The sequence below is a fragment of the Streptomyces sp. NBC_00568 genome, assembly GCF_026341855.1.
Lineage (GTDB): Bacteria > Actinomycetota > Actinomycetes > Streptomycetales > Streptomycetaceae > Streptomyces.
The window spans coordinates 3,242,280-3,261,049 of the sequence record NZ_JAPENW010000001.1 but is presented as its reverse complement, the minus strand read 5'-3'; the positions used below and the strand labels follow the sequence as shown (position 1 = coordinate 3,261,049).

At 69.2% G+C, this 18,770-nt stretch carries 22 protein-coding genes and 1 tRNA gene; 10 read left to right on the top strand and 13 right to left on the bottom strand.

Annotated features, from left to right (window positions below; genetic code table 11):
* The first annotated feature begins 21 nt into the window (after positions 1-21).
* Positions 22-189, top strand: a complete 168-nt coding sequence (locus tag OOK38_RS14205; protein ID WP_266760369.1) for a hypothetical protein — start codon at positions 22-24, stop codon at positions 187-189.
* 102 nt (positions 190-291) lie between these two features.
* On the opposite strand, the gene OOK38_RS14200 is transcribed toward OOK38_RS14205, so the two are convergent.
* The gene (locus OOK38_RS14200; protein WP_266760371.1) at positions 292-1,950 is read right to left on the bottom strand and encodes a helicase HerA-like domain-containing protein; all 1,659 of its coding nucleotides are present in this window, start codon (positions 1,948-1,950) and stop codon (positions 292-294) included.
* Between the two features lie 105 nt (positions 1,951-2,055).
* On the opposite strand from OOK38_RS14200, the gene OOK38_RS14195 reads away from it, so the two are divergent.
* Entirely contained in the window at positions 2,056-2,352 is a 297-nt protein-coding gene (locus OOK38_RS14195; RefSeq protein WP_003999914.1) for a type II toxin-antitoxin system VapB family antitoxin, read from the top strand.
* Between the two features lie 90 nt (positions 2,353-2,442).
* Complete coding sequence (locus tag OOK38_RS14190; protein ID WP_266760373.1) at positions 2,443-3,105, top strand: LytR C-terminal domain-containing protein; 663 nt, start codon at positions 2,443-2,445, stop codon at positions 3,103-3,105.
* A 52-nt stretch (positions 3,106-3,157) separates the two neighbouring features.
* Here the strand turns inward: OOK38_RS14190 and upp are convergent, their stop codons facing one another.
* Positions 3,158-3,793 carry a uracil phosphoribosyltransferase gene (gene upp, locus OOK38_RS14185; protein WP_266760375.1) on the bottom strand — a complete coding sequence of 212 codons (636 nt, stop codon included), beginning with the start codon at positions 3,791-3,793 and terminating at the stop codon, positions 3,158-3,160.
* A 138-nt stretch (positions 3,794-3,931) separates the two neighbouring features.
* Between upp and OOK38_RS14180 the strand changes: the two genes are divergently transcribed.
* The 5 genes from OOK38_RS14180 to OOK38_RS14160 all read left to right on the top strand — a co-directional run bounded on the left by OOK38_RS14180 (position 3,932) and on the right by OOK38_RS14160 (position 7,231).
* Positions 3,932-4,114 (top strand): hypothetical protein, encoded by a 183-nt coding sequence (locus OOK38_RS14180; RefSeq protein WP_266760377.1) that lies wholly within the window; start codon positions 3,932-3,934, stop codon positions 4,112-4,114.
* 744 nt (positions 4,115-4,858) lie between these two features.
* Positions 4,859-5,398: a hypothetical protein gene (locus OOK38_RS14175; RefSeq protein ID WP_266765757.1), complete on the top strand. Its 540-nt coding sequence runs from the start codon at positions 4,859-4,861 to the stop codon at positions 5,396-5,398.
* Between the two features lie 552 nt (positions 5,399-5,950).
* Complete coding sequence (gene tadA, locus OOK38_RS14170; RefSeq protein WP_266760379.1) at positions 5,951-6,382, top strand: tRNA adenosine(34) deaminase TadA; 432 nt, start codon at positions 5,951-5,953, stop codon at positions 6,380-6,382.
* A 145-nt stretch (positions 6,383-6,527) separates the two neighbouring features.
* A tRNA-Ser gene (locus OOK38_RS14165) sits at positions 6,528-6,612 on the top strand.
* A gap of 424 nt (positions 6,613-7,036) precedes the next feature.
* Complete coding sequence (locus tag OOK38_RS14160; RefSeq protein ID WP_266848468.1) at positions 7,037-7,231, top strand: hypothetical protein; 195 nt, start codon at positions 7,037-7,039, stop codon at positions 7,229-7,231.
* A gap of 44 nt (positions 7,232-7,275) precedes the next feature.
* Here the strand turns inward: OOK38_RS14160 and OOK38_RS14155 are convergent, their stop codons facing one another.
* From OOK38_RS14155 to OOK38_RS14105, 11 genes are all read right to left on the bottom strand, one after another.
* Positions 7,276-8,520 (bottom strand): site-specific integrase, encoded by a 1,245-nt coding sequence (locus OOK38_RS14155; RefSeq protein ID WP_266760381.1) that lies wholly within the window; start codon positions 8,518-8,520, stop codon positions 7,276-7,278.
* Positions 8,521-8,529: 9 nt separating this feature from the next.
* Positions 8,530-8,775, bottom strand: a complete 246-nt coding sequence (locus tag OOK38_RS14150) for an excisionase family DNA-binding protein (RefSeq protein ID WP_266760383.1) — start codon at positions 8,773-8,775, stop codon at positions 8,530-8,532.
* 193 nt (positions 8,776-8,968) lie between these two features.
* The gene (locus tag OOK38_RS14145) at positions 8,969-10,114 is read right to left on the bottom strand and encodes a DUF3631 domain-containing protein (RefSeq protein WP_266760385.1); all 1,146 of its coding nucleotides are present in this window, start codon (positions 10,112-10,114) and stop codon (positions 8,969-8,971) included.
* Positions 10,115-10,460: 346 nt separating this feature from the next.
* Positions 10,461-11,375 carry a bifunctional DNA primase/polymerase gene (locus OOK38_RS14140; RefSeq protein ID WP_266760386.1) on the bottom strand — a complete coding sequence of 305 codons (915 nt, stop codon included), beginning with the start codon at positions 11,373-11,375 and terminating at the stop codon, positions 10,461-10,463.
* Positions 11,376-11,465: 90 nt separating this feature from the next.
* Entirely contained in the window at positions 11,466-11,930 is a 465-nt protein-coding gene (locus OOK38_RS14135) for a hypothetical protein (protein WP_266760388.1), read from the bottom strand.
* Between the two features lie 204 nt (positions 11,931-12,134).
* Complete coding sequence (locus OOK38_RS14130; protein WP_266760390.1) at positions 12,135-14,264, bottom strand: FtsK/SpoIIIE domain-containing protein; 2,130 nt, start codon at positions 14,262-14,264, stop codon at positions 12,135-12,137.
* 87 nt (positions 14,265-14,351) lie between these two features.
* The gene (locus OOK38_RS14125; protein ID WP_266760392.1) at positions 14,352-14,528 is read right to left on the bottom strand and encodes a pRL2-8; all 177 of its coding nucleotides are present in this window, start codon (positions 14,526-14,528) and stop codon (positions 14,352-14,354) included.
* On the bottom strand, positions 14,522-14,839 hold the full coding sequence (locus tag OOK38_RS14120) for a hypothetical protein (protein ID WP_266760394.1): 318 nt from the start codon (positions 14,837-14,839) through the stop codon (positions 14,522-14,524). The genes OOK38_RS14125 and OOK38_RS14120 overlap by 7 nt, the downstream gene beginning before the upstream one ends.
* Before the next feature lie 15 nt (positions 14,840-14,854).
* On the bottom strand, positions 14,855-15,073 hold the full coding sequence (locus OOK38_RS14115) for a hypothetical protein (protein WP_266760396.1): 219 nt from the start codon (positions 15,071-15,073) through the stop codon (positions 14,855-14,857).
* A gap of 29 nt (positions 15,074-15,102) precedes the next feature.
* The gene (locus tag OOK38_RS14110; protein ID WP_266760398.1) at positions 15,103-15,984 is read right to left on the bottom strand and encodes a DUF2637 domain-containing protein; all 882 of its coding nucleotides are present in this window, start codon (positions 15,982-15,984) and stop codon (positions 15,103-15,105) included.
* Positions 15,981-16,250, bottom strand: coding sequence for a DUF6284 family protein (locus tag OOK38_RS14105; protein ID WP_266760400.1), 270 nt, complete (start codon positions 16,248-16,250; stop codon positions 15,981-15,983). Before OOK38_RS14105 ends, OOK38_RS14110 begins: the two co-directional genes overlap by 4 nt.
* A 421-nt stretch (positions 16,251-16,671) precedes the next feature.
* On the opposite strand from OOK38_RS14105, the gene OOK38_RS14100 reads away from it, so the two are divergent.
* Both OOK38_RS14100 and OOK38_RS14095 read left to right on the top strand, forming a co-directional pair.
* Positions 16,672-17,517 (top strand): sigma factor-like helix-turn-helix DNA-binding protein, encoded by an 846-nt coding sequence (locus OOK38_RS14100; protein ID WP_266760402.1) that lies wholly within the window; start codon positions 16,672-16,674, stop codon positions 17,515-17,517.
* Between the two features lie 2 nt (positions 17,518-17,519).
* Entirely contained in the window at positions 17,520-18,329 is an 810-nt protein-coding gene (locus tag OOK38_RS14095) for a protein phosphatase 2C domain-containing protein (protein WP_266760404.1), read from the top strand.
* Positions 18,330-18,770: the final 441 nt, after the last annotated feature.

The window sequence follows — 18,770 nt, the reverse complement described above, 5'->3', positions numbered from 1 at the left end:
ACACAAGGACAGGACACACCCATGCCCAGCGACCCGTACGCGGTATTGCGCGCCCTCCTGCGCGCGGAGGCCGCCCGCGACAACGCCCCCGCCCCCACGCCGAGCCCCCGCCCCGAACGCCACCCCGTCCCCCGCACCGGCCCGGACGAACAGCGGCCGGGCACGCCCCCGGAGGACCCGCGCGTCTGACGACCTGGAGCAGACAGCGGGCGACAAAGGGCGGCCGTCCCACCCGGGGCGGCCGCCCCTCGCGAACCCTCCGAGCGAACCCCTCCTGAGCCGGCCCTCCCTCTAGCGCCGTTTCCGAGCCGTCCCGAAGATCGACCGCGTGATCTCCCGCCCGATCTGCGTCCCCACCGACCGGGCCAGGGACTTGAACAGCCCGCTGCCGACGACCTGCTCGACGACGGAGGCGTCCTCCTTCGGCCGGCTCCGGCCCCCGGAGCGCGCGGCTTCCGGCGCACCCCGCCCGCCCGAAGACGGCGGGGCGGAAGAGGACGGCGGGGACGGCCGCGAACCGGAGGCCGCCCCACCGCCGGCCCGCGCCGGCGTCAGCTTCTCGTACGCCGACTCCCGGTCCACGGCCTGGGCGTACCGCCCGTACAACGGCGAGGCCCGGACCGCCTGGTCGAGCGCGCCCGCCTCCACCGGCCCCATCAGGGACTGCGGCGCCCGCAGACGGGTCGCCGCGACCGGCGTCGGAGCGCCCTTCTCGCTCAGCACGGTGACGACGGCCTCGCCGGTGCCCAGGCCGGTGAGGACCTCTTCGAGGTCGTAGGGGGAGTCGGGGAACGTCTTCACGGTGGCCTTCAGCGCCTTCTGGTCGTCCGGGGTGAAGGCGCGCAGCGCGTGCTGGACCCGGTTGCCGAGCTGGGCGAGGACATCCCCGGGGACGTCCTTCGGCGTCTGCGTCACGAAGAAGACGCCGACTCCTTTCGAGCGAATCAGCCGGACGGTCTGCGTGATCGAGTCGAGGAACGCCTTCGACGCGTCGTTGAAGAGCAGATGGGCCTCGTCGAAGAAGAAGACGAGCTTCGGCTTGTCGGCGTCCCCGACCTCCGGGAGATCGTGGAAGAGGTCGGCGAGCAGCCACATCAGGAACGTCGAGAAGAGCTGCGGTTTCTCCTGCACGGCGGGCAGTTCGAGGACCGACACCACGCCCCGGCCGTCCGGCGCCGTACGCGTCAGCTCGCTCGTGTCGAACTCCGGTTCCCCGAAGAAGGGACTCATGCCCTGCGCCTCGAACGCCGTCAGGGACCGCAGGATGACGCCCGCCGTGGCGGTGGACAGCCCGCCGATCCCCTTCAGTTCCTGCTTGCCCTCGTCCGAGGTCAGAAAGGCGACGACCGCGCGCAGGTCCTTGAGGTCGACCAGTTCCAGGCCCTTCTGGTCGGCGTAGTGGAAGATCAGGCCGAGCGACTGCTCCTGGGTCCGGTTGAGCTGGAGCACCTTGGACAGCAGCACCGGTCCGAAGGCGGTGACCGTCGCCCGTACGGGAATGCCGTGGCCCAGGCCGCCGAGCGCGTAGAACTCCGCCGGACAGCCGCCCGGCGTCCACTCCTGGCCGACCTCCCGGGCCCGCTCCCGGACCTTCGTCCCGGGCTCGCCCGGCGCCGAGATCCCGGAGACATCACCCTTGATGTCGGCGAGGAAGACCGGCACGCCCTGCGCCGACAGCTGCTCGGCGATCAGCTGGAGCGTCTTGGTCTTGCCGGTACCGGTGGCGCCCGCCACCAGGCCGTGCCGGTTGAGCATCGGCAACGGGACACGGATCTGCGCGTCGGGCAGGCACGTCCCGTCCCAGAGCAGCGCGCCCAGATCGAGGGCGGGACCCGCGAAGGCGTAGCCGGAGGCGATCTCCAGGGCTTCCCGCGGGAGTGCGGAGGCACGGACCTCCTCGTCGGGAGCGGTCCCAGCGGCAGCCGAGGGCATGGTCTCGCTGTCACTCATCTCAGACCCCTGTTCCCGATTTGCGATGATTTACGGCATCTTTTCCAGCGTCGCACTCCGTCGCCATGGCTGCGCCCGGAAGGTCTTGACCGGTAGGCTTTCCGTGTGATCTTCAAGCGCATCGGAAACGGCCGGCCGTACCCCGACCACGGCCGGGAAAGCACCCGGCAGTGGGCGGACGTCGCGCCGCGCCCGGTCCGCCTCGATCAGCTCGTGACGACCAAGGGCCAGCTGGACCTGGAGACCCTCCTCGCCGAGGACTCCACTTTCTACGGCGACCTCTTCGCACACGTCGTCAAGTGGCAGGGCGATCTGTACCTGGAGGACGGCCTGCACCGCGCCGTCCGCGCCGCGCTCCAGCAGCGCCAGGTGCTGCACGCACGCGTCCTTGAACTGGACTAATGGCCACGGCTTGACCCCAAAGGGTTGAACTGAACGCCGGGCAATGATCATTTAGTAGGCATCGGGGTCTCGGCGCACTACGCTGCGCCCATGAGCATGCTTACTCCCCCTGGCATGGGTGGCCAGTACCGGATCACGGGGGACAAGTACCCGCGGATGCGCCGACCCCGTGGACGTCGCAGGCTCGCGTTCCTGGTCGTCGCCTCCGTCACCGCACTCGGGCTGATCGGGTGGGGGACCCTGCAGCTCATCGACGTCTTCACGGGCGGTGATGACACGGCCACGGCCGCGGGCGCCAAGGCCGAATGCGGCTCGAAGGTCACGCCCTCGGCGAAGGCCGCCGCGGCGTCCGCCGAGCTCGCGGCCGCCCTGCCCAAGCCCGGCCAGATCACCGTGAACGTCCTCAACGCGACGCCCCGCAGCGGGCTCGCCAAGGAGACGGCGGACGAGCTGAAGAAACGCGGCTTCAAGATCGGTGACGTGGGCAACGCGACGGCCGCGTACGACAAGAAGGTCGCGGGCGCCGGGATACTGCTCGGCGCCAAGGGTGCCGACCAGGCCGCGCTCCCCGTCCTCAACACCCAGCTCTCCGGCGCCGAGCTGAAGACCGACGGCCGCGCGAAGGCCACGACGGTCGACCTCATCATCGGCACCGGTTTCAAGGCGCTGACGAAAAAGGAGGACGCCGACAAGGCGCTGACCGTCCTGGCTCAGCCCAAGCCCGCGCCCTCCGCCTCGAAGAAGAGCTGCTGACACCTGAGCCGCTCCGCCGTCGCGGCGGAGCGGCTCAGGTGCCGCCGCGAAGTTACTCGGCGGCCCCGTACATGCGGTCCCCGGCGTCGCCGAGACCCGGCACGATGTAACCGTGCTCGTTCAGGCGCTCGTCGATCGAGGCCGTGACGACGGTGACCGGCGTGCCCGCCAACTCGCGCTCCATGACCTCGACACCCTCCGGGGCGGCGAGGAGGACCACGGCGGTGACGTCGTCGGCGCCGCGCTTGATCAGCTCCTGGATCGCGGCGACGAGCGTGCCACCGGTGGCCAGCATCGGGTCGAGGACGTACACCTGGCGGCCGGAGAGGTCGTCCGGCATGCGGGAGGCGTACGTGGAGGCCTGAAGCGTCTCCTCGTCGCGCACCATTCCCAGGAAGCCCACCTCGGCGGTCGGCAGCAGCCGGACCATTCCGTCGAGCATGCCGAGGCCCGCGCGCAGGATCGGCACGACGAGCGGGCGCGGGTGGGAGAGCTTGACGCCCGTGGTCGGGGAGACCGGGGTCACGATGTCGACCTGCTCCGTGCGGACGTCACGGGTGGCCTCGTAGGCGAGCAGGGTGACCAGCTCGTCGGCGAGCCGCCGGAAGGTCGCGGAGTCGGTGCGCCGGTCGCGCAGGGTGGTGAGCTTATGGGCGACCAGGGGGTGGTCGACGACGTGGAGACGCATGTCCACAACAGTAGCCGGGCTCCCGCCGCCCGCCACTGTCCCGCCCGGCAAGGCCCGTCCCCCGGCATCACCCGTCCGCTGGCATCAAACCGTCCATCAGAGGGAAGGTGGGAGGGACGGACCTGGGGTGGTGTGCCAATGCGGAACCCGGAAGAGGAGACCTCCGAGCGGCTGGAGAGCGACGCCGAACGAAGGAGGCGACGAGCCCAGTTCCTGCGCGACCTGGCCGAGGCACGCGAGCTGCGCGACCGGGTTCAGCCCCGCCGCGCCAAGACCGCCCGGCTGCGCCACGCCATGCGCATGCGCACCTTCCGCTGGTAGCCCGCCCCGTCACGCCCCCCCGTGCGCGGCGGCCGGCGGCGTCCGACGGACACCGCGACCGACGCCGGCCGACGCGCACGGGGCGGAGCGGCCCGCGACCGTCGCCCAGCCCGCGCCCAGGCCCACTCCGAGCCCAGTGACACGCCCGGTGAGCAGGTGACACGCTCCCGCCGAGCCGCGTCCCGCTCGCACCGCAGGTCGCCAGGCCGCTCCCATGGGAGTCGCCGGCGCGCCCACAGCGCCGTGACCGACGCGCCCACCTGGCCGACATGCCGCCCCTATCACCATGGCCGCCACGCCGACGAGGAATTCGGCGACACGGCCCACCGCGCGTGGTGACACGCCCGCACCACGACCGGGGGCACACCCGGTGTGAAGGAGTGACGCGCCCGCAGCCCACTCGATGGCACGCCCGCCGTGCGGGGAAGACGCGCCCAGACCGCAGTCGGTGGCTCGCCCGTGGGAAACCGGCCGCCCGGCCGCCGTGGGAGCGGGCGGCGCCCGTCCCACGAGGGGCGGTGCGGTGGCCGTGTCGGGCCGAGAGGTGCGTACGCGGCGCGGGCATCCGCGTACGATCCGCTGTTAGCGATCAAAGGAGCAGACACAGCAGGCCGAAGACGTCCCCTGAACGCTCTGTTTCTGCCACGATTCCGAGTGGGCGGGGCCCGGAGCAGCACTCCCCGCCCACAGCCTCCGCCGGGGGGAACCCCAACCGGCACGCCTATGACCAGTGGGAGAGTCACGGTGTACTTCGCCGCACTGCTCGCGCGCACCGAAGACGGGTGGCAAGCGAGCGATACAGAGCTCGACGATGTGGAGACCCTGTCGGATCTGACCGACCTGGCCCGTGAAGTCTCGGACGAGGACACGGTGCTCGTGCTCATCGAGCAGGAGGACGCGTGGTTCGGCGTCGTCCGCGTGGACGGCGAGGAGGATCCGCGTATCTACGTCTCGGACGCCGCCGCGGCTGCCCGCAGTTCGTACGGCGAGATCCTGCTCACGGACGAACTACTAGGACGGGAGCCGGGCGGCGACGACGCCGACCTGGACTCCCTCGACCTGGACGGTACGGAGGACGGTGAACCCGAGGACTCCGTGGACGACGACGAGGAGCAGGGGATCGTGTCCGGCGATGCCGTGTCGCACAGCCCCGTCGGGGACCGCTACATCCTCGCGGACCTCGGAGTGAGCGAGAGGGAACTGCTGGCCCTGGACGAAGGCGACGCGCTCAGCACGATCGCCGACGCGCTGGGAGCGGCAGAGGTCCTGGAGACCGTGCGCTAGGCGCCCGGACGGTGGGCCCGGCGCCCCGAAGGTGGACCAGGCCCTCACATCGGTGGGCCTGGCCCCTGTACCGGTGGGCCCGGCCCTCATACCAGTGCGCCCGGTCCCCGTACCTGCGGCTCAACCCCTCTTACCGATGGCCGTGGCCCTCACGCCGACGGGCTCGGCGTTCACGCCCGTGGTCTCGGCCCAGCCCGCCGGTGAGCTCGGCCGCCTTCCGGTGGGCTCGCCCCTCGTGCCCGCGGGTCGGCGTGCCGTGCCGGTGGCAGCGGAGCCGTTGCCCGGCCTCCCGCCCCGGCGCAGGAGGCCGAGTACGCCTCTGTACGGGCGGCGGGGCGGGAGGCCGGGTCGCCCGGAGCTGTCCCTGTCGTCGACTCCCGCCGGGGCGAGTGACTGTCCTGGGCTCCCGCCGGGAGAAGTGCCTGTCCTGGGCTCCCGCCAGTGCGGGTGCCTGTCGTCGGCTCCGGGGGATTCCGCTAGGTTCCCCGGGTGAGCACCCCCCACCAGGTACCTCGGCCGCCCGATCCCGTACGTGATCCATGGCGGGCACCGATGCGGCTCGCTCTGGACCAGGCACGGCTGGCCGTTCGGGGCGGGGACGTTCCCGTCGGCGCCGTCGTGCTGGCCCCGGACGGTACGACCGTGCTCGCCGCCGGGCACAACGAACGCGAGGCCACCGGGGACCCGACGGCGCACGCCGAGGTCCTCGCGCTGCGCAGGGCCGCCGCGCGGCTCGGTGAGTGGCGGCTGTCCGGCTGCACGCTCGTCGTCACCCTGGAGCCGTGCACGATGTGCGCGGGAGCGCTCGTGCAGTCCCGTGTCGAGCGGGTGGTGTACGGCGCCCGCGACGAGAAGGCGGGCGCGACCGGTTCCGTCTGGGACGTCGTCCGCGACCGGCGGCTCAACCACCGGCCCGAGGTCGTCGAGGGCGTCCTCGCCGAGGAGTCCGCCGCACTGCTCACCGACTTCTTCCGCGACCGCTGACCGAGCACCGGGCGCGCTCCGATCGGGCTCCGGCCGAGTAGCGGCCGAGCTCCGGCCGGCCGTCCGGCCCACGTCCCGCGCGGAACGTCCGGAGGCGCCGAAACGGATTTCAGACCACGGCCCACCTTGGGGTAGGGTCTCCCTCGGTAGCGTGTCCGAGCGGCCGAAGGAGCTCGCCTCGAAAGCGAGTGTGGCGCAAGTCACCGAGGGTTCAAATCCCTCCGCTACCGCAGGTAGAAGAGGCGCCCGGTTCATCGAACCGGGCGCCTCTCCGGCTTCCGTCTCAGTTCCCGTCTCAGTTGCTCGCTCATCGGGAAAGCCCACCGGGTTCATGGTCTTCTGCCCCCGGCCTACATCTCGGGAGGATGCCTCGGCCAGCGGACGCGATTTACCGCGCGCCCCCTGATGCCTCCCCCGCTCCCCGCAGCTCGCCTCTCTCCCTTGCGATGTGTTCGAGTCGACACCTAACGTGACATCCAGGACTTGGTGTCGATCGGCACACTTCGTGAAACGGGCATGCGAACCGCCGCCAAGCGGGCCAGAAGCGAAGCGTTGTCCATCGTCGAGATCGAGAATGACTCCTGCCACGGACCCCGCTGAGGAATCGGCAGACCCGGTATCTATCACGAATGGGTCTGGTCAGGAGAAGTGATTGTGACCAGCGCCGTCTTGTCCGAGATGATGGCCCGAGCACCAGTGATGATCCTTGTCAGCGTGGTGCTTGTGTACCTCATCGCCTATCTACTGGCCGTCCTCGTCAACCTGCTGCACTCAGACAAGCAGCGACGGGCTGACGCTGCCGATTTCTTGGATCGGCACCCGCTCAGCCTGCGACGTAGGCGAAAGTAGGTAGTAGGGTTCCCGGGGCCCAAGACCTCGGGAACCCGTCACAGCTAGTTTCGCCCGTCTCCCGTTGGCACCCAGAGAAGTCCATCGACCTGTTGTGCGACGTTGCTCCGGACGGTGTCGACCATGTGCTGATATCTCGCGGCCATAGCCGTCGTTGACCAGCCCATGAGACCCATCACGGCCCGCTCAGATACCCCAAGGATCAGCAACACCGTTGCCGCCGTGTGCCGAGCGTCGTGCAGTCGGCCGTCCCGTACCTTCGCGTCGTCAAGGAGTTCCTTCCAATCGTCGTAGTCCGTGCGGGGTGATGTGCCCCGACCGGTCGGCGTGGCGAAGAGCCAACCCTCATCCGTCCAGTCCTCTCCTGCCGCCGCGCGTTCGGTCTCCTGCTTGGTCCGGTGCGTCCGCAGCAGATCCACGAGCTGTGCGGGCAGTCCGACCGCCCGCCGGCCCGCGCGGGACTTCGTGTCGGCCGTCTCCGGGTTGGTCCGCTGACGCTGCGGGCAGTACCCGGCTTTCCTGCCGCAGGTGTCCCCGCACCCGTGGGCGTAGCGCGGGCGCCGCCGGCTCCGGCGAACCATCAGGACGCCCCGTTCAAGGTCAACGTCAGCCCACTTGAGACCCAGAGCCTCGCCCTGCCGCAGACCGAGCGCGAGCGCCACGGCCCAGCGTGCGGAGTTACGGCGGTCGTCGGCGGCCCGCAAGAGCCGCTGGACCTCTTCGACGTTGTACGGTTCCACCTCCTCTTCCCGGAGGCGAGGCGCCTTGGCGAGTTGGACGGGGTTCCGTCCCAGGTGACCGCGCCGCACCGCCTCGTTCAACGCCGTGCGGAAGGTGCGGTGGATCTGGTGGATCGTTCCGGCCTTACGGCCGTCGGCCTGCATCTTCCCGTAGAAGGTCTCGATGTGCTCGGGCCTGAGCTTGTCCAGCCGGTGAGCACCAAGCGCGGGGACCAGGTGCTTCCGCACGGCGACCCCGTATCCGACCATGGTGTTCTCGTTGACGGCGAGTGGGGCGATGCTCTCGACCCAGTGAGTCAGCCAGGTCGTGACTGTCCACGGACGGCCCGCCTTGCGGATCGTCTTCGCGTCCCGCTGCTTCTCCAGCTCACGGACTGCGGCGGTCACCTCGGCACGAGTCTTGCGTTCGACGTGCCGCCGGTCGGGCGTACCGTCGTCGCGGATGCCAACCGTGACGCGGCCGTGCCACTTCCCGTCCTTACTTTGGTAGATGGACGAACGGCCGTTCGGCTGTCGGGTGCGCTTCTTCTCGTTCTTGTCTTCAGCCATGCGTGCTCCTCAGGCGACGGAGGCGAGAGTGATCGGGGCGGCGGGGTGCTGCCGGACGCGTTGGCGAGCAACGAACTCGGGGACGGCATCGGCCGGGATTCGGCGCAGGTGGCCGACAGTGATGGACTCCAGCTCTCCCGAACTGATGAGCCGGTAGCAGACGGTGCGGCCGATCTGGAGGCGACGGGCGGCCTCTTCGACGGTCAGCAGGACAAGGGACGGGTCAACGGCTTCGGCGAGTCGGGCCGCGTTCATGGATGCGGTGCTCCTTCGGCGCGTGGGAGGAGCGGGGGCCGGGGCCCCCTTCTGAGGGGCGCTACTTCCGCTACCGCCGCTACCACGCAGGTCAGGGGCCTGTTCGGGGTAGCGGGAAGGGGTAGCGGTAGCGGATGGGTAGCGGGGCGGTAGCGGCAACCGAGGACGGTTGCCGCTACCGCGTTTCCACAGGTCAGGCCAGGTTTTCAGTGCCCGGTAGCGGAGGTAGCGGACTTTCCGGGGGTGGGGGGCAGTAGCGGGCCCACGCGTCGTGCAGATCGGTGGCGTAGTAGCCCTTGAGGACGCTCCCGGCGGTCTTGATGTTGCGGGACGCGATCGGCTCCGTGTCCGCCGTCATGTACTCCGCGAGCATCTTCGACAGCCGCCGGCTGTCGAGCGGCTTGCCCTGGAGATCAGCCCACGGGGCATCATCGAGAGCGTTGAGCCGATCCAGAACGGCGATGGTCGGCAGGCGGTCGATGCCCACCAACACGTGATCGCGCAGGTCGGTCAGCAGCCGGACCCCGAGACTGCCTTTGTCATTGGCCTTGGACGCGGTCACCAACGTCACGCACGCTCTGCGCGCCCGGTGCGGCCACTCCCCGCCGGCCGCGTCGGCGATGGCGAGCAGGGGTTCCCACACGTCCGCCGGACGGTCGCTGACCCCGTCGGGCATGTCCGGCCACGCACCCATGACGAACCCGCGGGCATGTTCGGCCCATTGGGCGAGCCGGTCACGGAGCTTGTGCCCCTCCGCCTCATGGATGCGGGCCCGGAAGGCTTCGATGCGCTCGTTACGCGCCCGGCGGCGCATGCGGATGATGACGGACCGCGTCATGATCGTGTCGGGCAGGTTCCCGAGTCCGGCGACGGCGACTCCGCAGTACGAGGGGAAGGCCTGAACGGTCTGGTTGCCGCCGTCGCCGATGCACCGGTAGGTGACCCCGGTACGGCGGTGCCCCGCGTTCAGGAAGCCGCGCAGCTCCTCGTTGTCACCCGCTTTGGGGCCGAAAACGGTGTCGATCTCATCGAAGAGGATCGTGGGCCGGCCGTTGGGCCCGGACACCGACCGGAACAGGGCGGCGGCGGACGCGTTGACAGCCGTCATCGGTTCCGGCACGAGGGTTTCCACGATCTCCAGCGCCCGCGACTTCCCCGACCCAGGCTCCGGGGACAGGAACGCGAGACGCGGGGTGGAGTCGAAGCAGTCGAGCAGGTGAGCGTGCGCGTCCCACAACGTCACGGCGACGTAGGCGGCCTCGTGCGGGAAGACGTTGAAGCGTCGGTGGAAGGCTTCCACCTCGTCGAGTAGCGCGGCCCCGTCGATGGTGTCGGTCATGCGGCGGCCCTCCCTTCCTGGCGGGTGCGGAGCGGGCAGGTGTAACGGTGTGCTGTGTGGTCGGCGATTAGGGCGTGCACCTTGCGGTGGCCGACGGCGCTGCGGTCCCTGCCGCACAGGCACTTGGAAGTGGCGGTGGGGATGGCGCCGCGTGGGGCGCAGATGGTGAGCCACGCGATCGGATAGCGGCCGTCGCCCGGGTGCGGGTCAGGGCGAACAGCAATGGGGACGCCTTCGGCGACGCCTTTCGGCTCGCCCACGGCCGCCCTGTCCACAGGCTGTGGAGCGGCGGACGGGCGACCTGGGGTGGTGGTGATGCTCTTCAGAGGGGGATGGCGGCGGGTGCTCATGCCGTCGCCCGGCGGTTCTGGTTGTGGGCGATAGACCAGTCGAGCGCGCTGCGCAGAGTGGAGCGGCACTCGGACGCGGACAGTCCGGCCGCCTCGCCCCCTCCCTGAAGAGCCTGCTCCACCACATGCCGGGGGAGGTCGCCCCACGCGACGAACCGTCCCAGGGCCCGCGCGGCCCGGAACAACTTCGCTTCCCGCTCGCCGACTTGAGCTGACGCGACGTTCCGCGTCTCAACGTCGAGCGCTACATCCGCGTATCGGCGTGATTGCCCCGCTACGGCCACCGAAGGGGCCAGAGAGGCTTTGGGGGCAGGTTGCAGGATGCTTTGGAGCCACGAGGGCAGACAGGCGACCACAGGGCCGCACAGGGCCTCATAGGCCCCCGTGGGGGTGGTGCTTCCGGCGGCGACGACGTAACCGCCCCACGCGCGGGTGTCGACCGAATCGGCAACGGTGCCTTGGGTGTTGGTCATCCGGACGCCGGGCGGGGCGGTGAAGTACAGGTGGGTTCCGCCGCTCGCGGTCCGGACCCGGTAGGTGTCGGGGACGGCGTGCCCGGCGCGCTCGCAGAGCGCCCGGAAGGTTGCCGCGCCGTCAGGCGCGTCCGAACTGCCCTTGTGCTCTGGCGTGTCTAAGTCGACGACCAGCAGCCCGGAAGGGCCCGTGGCGATGCCGACGTTGAACGGGGCTCGCGTCCAGGCGGCGCGGATCCGGTTGAGATCGGTCGTGGCGCGCTGCTCCCACTTCTGATGCCCGTTCCCGCACGGACTGGTGCCGGGGCATGTCCGCTCCCCGTGCAGCGCCGGGAGCTTAATGCCGGGGCGGAGGGGGAAGACGTGCCAGCCGCGTTCCGCGGCCGTGAGAGCGGCGGCGAGTAACGCCTCTCGCCGACTGTCGGTCAAATGCGTCATGCTGGATATCTCCAGTTCCTTGGATGGGTGCTGGTTGGCAAGGGCGGCCCCGCGGCTTTGGCGAGACGGTGGGGGCCGCCCTTGGCGTAGCTAGCTGTAGAAGCGGTTGCGCTTGATCACGGCCTTGCGGATGTTGACCGTGGTCCCACCCTTGGAGCCGCCAGCGCTGAAGATCTGGACGGCGATCCAGCCGCCGAAGATCACAGCGGCAAGGGTGATCAGTTGGGTGATGAGTGCGGTGAGTGCGGCGATGAACGTCGTCAGGAGCAGCAGCCCGCCGCACACTGCGCCGAACCCAACTCCTCCGAGGGCGATGTTCACGGCCGTGCGGGATACGGCGGGCGTGGCCGCGAGCGGTTCGGGCTGGACGGGGTTGATCGCGTATCCGGTGACGACGCGCCCGTCGGGCAGGACGACGCTTGCCACGGTCGGGACGTTGCCTGGCTGGACCGGAACAAGGGGCGCCGACGCTATGACGGCGGGGGCGAGCGGAACGGGTTGGTGGACTTCCACGGCGGTCGCGGGGCGGCTCTCGGTGGGCTGTTCGGGGTACATGCGGAATCCCTTCCGGTGCGCGGTGGGGGAGGCTGATACACCCCCTTGGGGGTGGGCTGTGGAGGGGGTTTTCGGGGGTTGACCTGGGGTGCCTCCCCGCCTCCCTGAAACGGTGTTTTCGCTGATCAACGCAGGGGAGGCGGCTCGGGGAGGGGGCTGGGGAGTTCTCCCCGCCTCCCCGAGCCGGGAGGGTGTGCCTCCCCGTTACTGGGAGGCGGAAGCGGAACCGTCGGCGTCGCGGTTGGCGAGGGCGCGAAGGACGTGATCCTTGCGGACGACCATGACCCCGTGCGACTTCTTCGGCTCCTCGCCGTGCTGCTCCAACAGAGCCTTGAGGCGGTCGTTGGTCCACTGGTCGCCGTAGGTGTCCGGCGCCAGGGCGTGCAGCCGCTTGAGGACTTCGTTGGTCCGCAGGCGCGGGGCGTCCCCGAGGATGGCCAGGACGTCGGCGAGCGCGTCCCGCTCTTCACCCTGATCGACGGCGCGCAGGGTCGTGACGCCGTCGCGTAGGGCCCGGGCACGGTCGGCGATCTCGACAGCGGGTTCATCATCGATGAAGTGGGTTCGCACCGTGATGGACGATTGCCCCTTCGGCATCTTGATGCCGTCCGAGGCGACCACCAGCGTTCCCTTGTCCAGCCCCTGCCGGAGCATGTGCGGGGCGGCGCCGTCCTCAACCGCCTTGTCACCGAGCGCCATGCGGGCCTGTGACTCGGTGCCCAGCACGAGGGAGGCGCGGGTGTGCGCGCCCTCGCGGACCAGCTTGGGAAGGTTCTGATCGGTCGGGTCCTGCGTTCCCTGCCACATCAGCACGTCGACCGCGCGGCCCTGGTTGTGAATCTTGCGCACGGCCATGAAGTAGCGGGAGGTGGCCTTGGCACCGCCGTAGGGGCGCTTGTCGCCGCCGACGACCGGGCACATGAACGCCAACTGCGCTTCATCGACCAGCACGATCAGCGGCGCGAACACGATGCTCGGGTCACGGCGCTGCTCCTCGATCCGCCGGTTCATCTCCTCAACCGCGTCCTCGACCATCTCGGTCGCCTCGATGACGTGGTCATCCGAGGGGCCTTCGATCAGCACTTCGGCGATGCCGTCGAACATGGCCCAGTCCCCGATGCCCTTGAGGTCAGCGATCCAGAACTGAACGGACCGGTCCAGAGCGAGCCACAACGCGAGCGAGCGCAGGCTAGCGGTCTTGCCCTGGTTCGAGCGCCCGGTGATCAGGAAGTGGCGCTGATAGAGACTCAGCTCCGCCAGGTCACCGCGCAGATCCTGCCCCCACGGCGCCTTCCCGGTCTTGTAGTTCGCGCTGATCGTCTGATCGGTGACCAGCGGAGACGGGCCGATCGGCTCATCGAGCGCGCCCGAGTCCGCGATCCACAGACGGACCGTGCGGGCCGCCTCGGGGATGTTGATGAACACTTCGTGCTCGTGCCGGGTCAGGTTCTCGGCGAGCTTGCGCCGCTTGCCCTGTACCTCGTTCGTGGACACCCCGGACGGGAGGGTGACGTCGACTTCTACGCCGCATCCGGCGATCCGGATCGGACCGAGCATCGACGCGCCGGCGTCCCCCATTTCCTTGATTGCGTTGCGGAGCGCGGGTACTCCGAGGTCGCGCAGGGCCTTGACCACGATCGACGGGGTGATCGGCTCACCCTCGCTGTTGCGGACGTTCGCAGGGAGCGCCCACGCGGGTGCGGCTTGCTGCTTGCTACCGACGGCCCACAGGGCGAGCAGGGCCAGGAACGGGCCGATCGCGAGAGCCGGTCCCCACACCACGCGGACGATGGTGATGAGCAGGTTGATGAAGTCGATCGTCGCCATTAACGGGGTGACGACGTCCGCGACGTCCTTCGTCGCGATCGCCATCACGATCCCGAGGGCGACCAGCGACCCGACACCCATGCCCACGCTCACGGCTACGCCCTTGGCCGCGTCCACGGGTGAGTGCAGGAGGTCCATGCGGCGGCGGTGGCGGGCCTCGCGGAAGTGCTGCCCGCGCTCCTCCCACTCGGTTGCCATCTCGTGGTTGCCCGCGGCTTCGGCGGCGCGGAACATCCGCTCGTACCGGGACGCGGTCCGCCCGTCCCATGTCCGCTTCGCTGCGATCTTTGCTCCACCGGCGACGTAGAGGGTGTGCCGGGCGACGGCGCGAGCGGTGGTCTTGGTCGTCTCGTGTGTCACCGCTGTGTGGATGGCGCGTCCGGAGCGGATCCACAGCGGGACGGGTGCTGCGGGTGCCGGGTCAGGGACCACGGTCAGCGTGGTCACGGTGGCCGACTTGGGGGCCGTTTCGGTGTTCTTGTGCAGGTGAACGACGTTGTCACTCATGGGTGGAGACACTCCTGACTGCCCCGTGTCCGGGGTGAGGGTGAAAGGGGGAGGGCGGTGCGCGGCGAGCGGCGGCGGGGGTGCGCGTCACCACCAGCGGGACTTCTTCGGCACGATGTTGGGGTGGCCGTTGTTCATGTGGTCAACGCACTGCGGGCAGTCCTCGCGCGGCCGGAGGTTGCGGTGGGCGCGAGGGTCCTGGGCGTGCTGCCAGCACTGCGGGCACTCACCGGGAGGCGTGTTCAGGCTGGCCACGCTCACCACCAGCCGGAGGACTTCTTCGCGGCCTTGGCCTGCGCCGCTTCGGTGACGAGTCGCTGTCGTTCGACCTGCAAGGCGGTGATTTCAGCGATCAGCCGGGTTTCTGCGGAGGTGGAGACGGAGTCGATCCGGTTGTCCGCGCGGCCGGTGCTCTTGCCGCGCAGCACCCGGTAGGAGCCGCCGGCGAGCGCGGCGAGCATCTGACGGCGCTCCGAACCGGTCAGCGGCCACAGTTCACCCTTGCGCACGGCATCGAGCTTGCGATTCGTCTCGCGGATGGCCTGGTCCAGGCGGCGAGTGTTGGGCTTGGACATGGTCGATCCCTCCGGTCAGGCGCGCGGGGCGAGGATGAGATGAATGTCGGCGAGCTGGACGGTCGAGCCCTGCGAGCGCAGCCATGCGGCGACTTCGCGGGTGACGCGGTCCCAGCAGAAGGAGAAGGGGACGGTGACGGTTCCGTGGGCGAACGCACGGCCCTCACCGGGCACGGTCACGTGCGCGTGCCACGCGTAGTCGATGGTGCTCGGAGCAGCGTTGGTGCTGGTCACAGCGGAACTCCAAGAGATGGTGGGAGAGTTCAGGCGGCGCGTTCGGCAAGCAGGGTGTCCCGCAGGGTGCGGGCGTTCGCCGGTGACGTGCGGACGGTGCGGCGGATGCCTTCCGCCGTGATCTGCGCGTCCGTCCAATCGGCCGTTGCAGTGCGGGCCTCATCGAGCAGTTGATCAGTGGTGCGGCGCGGCCGTGCCGATCGAGCGGCGGCGGGAACGCGTCCCGTCGCCCGACGCGATCGGGTCGACTCAGCGGCCACCGGACGACGCTCGATCGCCGCGACCGGAGCAGGCGCCGGGGCCGGGATCGGCTTGGCCAGTTGGGTCGACTTGAGGAAGTCGACGGTCACCGGATCGGGCATCATCCGCGGTGCGACCGGGGCGGGTGCCGGGGTCGATACCGCGAGGTCAGCCGTAGACCGATTCCTTATGATCTCGGTGGATTCCTCCGCATTCGCGTCCGGCCGGGGAATCGGGGTGGGGCGGTGATGGAGAACCTTGGCGACCAGATCGGAACCGAAGTAGATCGACCCGACCGGAAGCGACGTCGCGAGCAGGACCAGGGCCCAGTTCGCGGGGTCCCAGTCGGCAAGGCGCGTCCAGTCGAGTTGCGCGTCGTGCAGCTTCGGCACGAGGCCGTGCACGTAGTTGAGTACCAGCGAGGCGAGCGTGTAGGCGCCCAGTACCCGCAGTGCGAAGTCCCGCGCCTTGCCCGTCAGGACCAGCGTGGCGACCAGGGCCAGGGCCATCAGGCCATCGACCACGAACGGGTAGAGCGTCGCGGCCGTGTTGTCCGCGCCGACCGCGTTGGCGATGTCCCGCAACGCGTTCCATGACACGCGGAACGCCATGGCGACCACGGCGACCAGGGCCAGCACGAGAGCGGCCCGTCCCTTGCGGTGAAGGTTCATGCCGCACCGCCGGACGTGCTCGCGCCGGCGGTGCGGTTGGCCAGCTCGCGGCGGGCGACCAGCGCCCGGCGCTGCGCCCGCCGGATCCGGCGGACGTCCAGCTCGGTGGGGGTGCGGTCAAGGGTGACGATCTGCGCGTCCAGCAGCTCGATGTCCGCCGTGATGACGGGCATCTCCCGCTCGATCGCGTCCAGCTCCGCATCCGTCGGCTCCATGAAGTCGGCGAACGCGGTAACAACGTCCTGAACAGTGACGATGTGGTTCATGGGTCGTGTTCTCCCTAGCAGGTGAACGGCCCGAACAGCGGTCCCGGTGTTCGAGCACCGGGGCCGCGCGCCGTTGAAGGTGAACGCTGCGCAACTGATCGCGCAGCACGACCGCAGGCCTGCGGCCGAAGTGCCCCGGGCGGGATTCGATCCCGCGCCCTCACGGCTTCAATGCCGGGGCGGGCTTTCACTTGGCACACTGTTGAGTTCTGAAGCAACGAGCACTTCCTTCGTACTGACCCTCGCGGGCTTTCCTCCGGGTGCTGTCAGTGCAGGTCAAACGGCCACGATGCGACTTCCCCGACTTGCTTAGGGGGGGTTGCCGTCTCGCCTGTTAGGTACCGTAGGCAAACTCGCGGCTGCGCGCAACCCCCTCTCGCGATAGAGTCTGATAGCCCCCCTAGGCGAGGTTAGGAGAAACGTGCAGGACGACATGGAGAAGGTCTCTGGGATCACGGACCCCGTTGACCGCGCCAAAGCCTCAATCGACCTGATGGCGCGGTATCAGAGCCACGTGAATGAGCTGTCTCGCATCCGCCGGGAAGCGATCGAGGAGGCCCAGGCATCGGGCATGACGCAAGCCGAGATTGCGAAGCGACTCGGAGTCAGTCGGGGGCGCGTCGGCCAACTTGCGTCTGCCGGCCCGCCGCCGGAACGCGCGTTCTTCGGCACGGACATGGTCACGGTGTCGGTTGCCGGCATGTACGAAGCGGGCAAAGGTCCTGATCAAAACCCCAGCGAGGTTGTCACCCGGGAGGACCTGAACAACTTCGAACACCTGCGCAAGTTGGTCACTGGCATGAAGCTTGACGCGCAGTACGAAGTGATTCCGCCGACTGGAATCGTCAACCTCAACCGGGACAACCACGTCGTCATCTGTGGTCCGCGCCGCTCCCCGATCGTGGCGCAGGTGCTTGAAGGGGACGACAGCCTTCGGTTCGAGAAGGACACGGCGTGGCACCTGATCGACCAGGTGGCCGGCAAGAAGTACCGGTCCCCCTTGGACGAAGACGGGTCGGACGGCGACGTTGGATACCTGGGCCGTCTCCCTCGCCTGGACGGCAAGGGGACGTTCCTCTACATCGCTGGCATCCACGCCATAGGTGCGAGCGGGGTCGTCCACTTCCTGGAGAACAACCTGGCAGAGCTGTACCGAGAGGTTCGCACGCGCAGGTTCTCCACCTTGATTTCGTGCCGTTACGACCCGAAGACGCTTGAAGTGCAGGAGAGTCGACGCATCACCCCGCTGTACCGACACGAAGGCTGAGCATGCGCGTCGCCATCGACACCCAACCTGGTGGAGCCGCACCCAATGAAGATTGGGTGGCTGGCACGCCGACCCTTGCCGTCGTGCTGGACGGACTCAGCACGGCGGGCCTGGACACCGGATGTCGCCACGGTGTGCCTTGGTATGTCGGGCGCCTCGGCAGTCAGCTTGTCGCCGCGCTGGCCGACCCGGAGACCACGCTCACGGCCGGATTGGCAAGCGCCCTCGAAGGGGTGGCGGCGCTGCACCCTGAATGCGATCTCGGCAATCCCGGCACGCCCTCGGCGACGGTTGCGATCCTCCGGCAGCGAGAGGGGTCCTTGGACCACCTCGTCTTGGCAGACTCCCCCATCGTGCTCGAAGGCCATCAGTGCTTTTCCGTGATCACCGATCTCCGGGTGGATCAAATCCTTCCCGACTTGAAGGCCGAAGTCGCCCAGCACCCGACGCATACAGCAGAGCACAAAGAGGCACTGCGGAACCTGGTGCTCGCGCAGCGGGAGACCCGTAACACGGCGGCTGGCTATTGGATCGCAGCCGCCAGCCCCGAAGCGGCAGAACACGCGGTGACAGGCAGAGTTCCTGCCGCCGATGTGCGCGCCGCTGCTCTACTGTCCGATGGTGCTGCCTGTCTCGTGACGGACTATGCCCAGTCGACCTGGCCCGAAGTCTTTGCGACGCTTCGGGCTGGCGGACCGCGAGAGCTGATCGACACCGTCCGGAAGGTGGAAGCCACGGACCCCCGGGGGCAACGATGGCCGCGCTACAAGTCAGGAGATGACGCTTCCGTCGCCTTCTGCCAGTGGGGATAGTGCCTGGTGAGTGCGGGTCGGCTCCGTCTCAGTTTCCGTCTCATTCACCCCCGTCCGAAGCCGTCCGCAACGGTTCACGCGGCGGGCAGGAGTACGGGAATGAACGAGGTTGAACAGCTATGGATCATGCCCTGACCAGCACGAACAGACCTCGAAAGCGAGTGTGGCGCAAGTCACCGAGGGTTCAAATCCCTCCGCTACCGCTTCTGAAGGGCCTCGTCGAAAGACGGGGCCCTTCGTGCGTTCCGGGGGCGGGGACGTCGTACGGCTCCGGGTACGGAAGAGCCCCGGCGCCGATCGGTCGCCGGGGCTTCCGCACCCACAAGGGTTCTCCGCTCCCACAGAGGACGGGGGAAGCGGCGCCATCGGGGACGCCGCTTCCCCTGATGGGAAGGACCCACAAGTCCACGCCGCCGTCTCGGGGGGAAGTCTGCGGCGAGG